Annotated in this window: 2 protein-coding genes; both read left to right on the forward strand. The window is 73.6% G+C overall.

Features of this window, described 5'->3' with window-relative positions; genetic code table 11:
- Nucleotides 1-271: 271 nt before the first annotated feature.
- Nucleotides 272-817, forward strand: a complete 546-nt coding sequence (locus tag AOK09_RS34680; protein WP_157876157.1) for a L,D-transpeptidase — start codon at nucleotides 272-274, stop codon at nucleotides 815-817.
- Nucleotides 818-821: 4 nt separating this feature from the next.
- Nucleotides 822-2,139: MOSC domain-containing protein (locus AOK09_RS34685; RefSeq protein WP_055591181.1), on the forward strand; the 1,318-nt coding region annotated here is incomplete at its 3' end.

A 2,139-nucleotide genomic window follows, 5' to 3' on the forward strand; every position in this document is an offset into this window, starting at 1 on the left:
TCCGGGACGGCGGGTGGCGGGGCGGGGTTCTGGCCCCGCCGGGTCTCCCCGGTACCGCCGTTCCGACCGTCCGGTCGCCGGTTTCGGTGTAGAGGGCAGAGCTGGGGGTAGTAAGTCAGCTACGCGTCCGGTATGACGTACCGGCGCAGCGACGAAGCACCGGATACCGGTGAGCCGGGAGGGCAGCCCTCCCCCGTCGCCGATCTCCCGCACCCACTCCCCCCGAGCGCCCTACCGCGCTCCGAACACGGTGGTGATGAGGATGACCTGGATGCGAACCCCCCGACGGCGCCGTACCGCCCTCTCCGGCGTACTGGCCGCGCTGCTCACCGCGGCGATGGGCGCGGGGGCGGCCGGACTGCAGACCGCGGCGGCCACGAGCGCCCCGAGCACCCTGGGCCGGCAGAGCCCCGGACAAGCCTCCACCGGGCACGTGACGGTGCTCGACATGAGCACCCACAAGCTGCGGGCGACCGCGAACGGCAAGACGGTGGCGGTCTTCCCCGTCGGCTTCGGCCAGCCCCGGTTCCCCACCCACGCCGGCACCTACCGGGTGCTCGGCAAGGACTCCATGGTCCGGATGACCTCGTGCAGCGCTGGGATCACGTGCGACACCAGCAGCCCCGACTACTACTCGCTGCCGGTCCGCTGGGCCGTGCGGCTCACCGAAGCCGGGCTGTTCGTCCATGCCGCCCCCTGGGACCACACCATCGGCACGACCGACATCTCGCACGGCTGCATCCACCTCAGCACGGCCAACGCCCGGTGGTTCTACAACTTCAGCCGGGTCGGGGACACCGTGATCGTCCAGGGATGAGCCCGTGGCCACGCTGATCTCCGTCAACGTCGGACTGCCGCAGGACGTGGCCTGGCACGGCAGGACGGTGCACACCGGAGTCTGGAAACGGCCCGTCACCGGCCCTCGGATGGTACGGCGGCTCAACATCGACGGGGACGGCCAGGGAGACCTGGCCGGCCACGGCGGGGAGCAGCGCGCCGTGCTGGTCTACCAGACCGACTCCTACCGCTACTGGGAAAGGGAGTTGGGCCGGGACGACTTCGAGCTCGGCCAGTTCGGGGAGAACTTCACCGTTGACGGGCTTCCGGACGACGAGGTGTGCATAGGGGACCGCTACCGGATCGGCCAGGCGGTCTTCGAGGTCACCCAGCCGAGGGTCACCTGCTTCCGGGTCGGCCTGCGGATGCGCGAGCCGCGGATGGCCGCGCTGCTGGTCTCCCACCGGCGGCCCGGCTTCTATCTGCGGGTCCTCACCGAGGGCGAGGTGGCCGCCGGGCAGGAGATCGTGAAGGTCGCCGAGGGTCCGGGCGGGATCACGGTGGCGGAGATCGACGCGCTGCTGTACCTGCCCGGGCACCCCCGCGACCGGCTGGCCGAGGCACTGCGGATCGACGCCCTCAGCCCGGGGTGGCGGACCTCGCTGCAGGCGCTGCTGGACCAGCCGGACCAGGGCCCGGGAACAAGCGCGGGCAACACCGGGCTCACCCCGGCCGCGGCCGGGCCCCCGCCGGCCTGGCCGGGCTTCCGGCCGCTGACCGTGGCCGGGATACGGCCGGAGAGCAGCAGTGTCTTCTCGCTCTCGCTGGCCGCCGCGGACGGCACCGCGCTCCCGGCCGCGCTGCCGGGGCAGTTCCTGACGCTGCGTCTGCATCCCGTGTCCGGTGGACCACCGCTGCTGCGCAGCTACTCGCTGTCCGGCCCGCCGGGCGCCGCCCACTACCGGATCAGTGTGAAGCAGGAGCCGCACGGCGCCGCCAGCACCCATCTGCGCACCCGGGTGCGGACCGGCGACACCCTGGAGGCGGCCGCGCCGCGCGGCACGTTCTTCCTGGGCGGCGGGGACGGCCCCGTGGTGCTGCTGTCCGCGGGGGTCGGGGTGACCCCGGTGCTGGCGATGCTGCACGCGCTGGCGGCCTCCGGGTCGCCGCGCCGGGTGTGGTGGCTGCACGGGGCCCGGGACGGCCGCGAGCACCCCTTCGCCGAGGAGAGCCGCGCCCTGCTGGCGCGACTGCCCAACAGCCGGGCGTACGTCTGCTACAGCCGCCCCCGCGCCGAGGACCGCCCCGGGGTGGACTTCACCGGGACCGGCCGGCTGTCCCAGGCCCTCCTGGGCCAGCTCG

The sequence above is a fragment of the Peterkaempfera griseoplana genome, assembly GCF_001418575.1.
Lineage (GTDB): Bacteria > Actinomycetota > Actinomycetes > Streptomycetales > Streptomycetaceae > Peterkaempfera > Peterkaempfera griseoplana.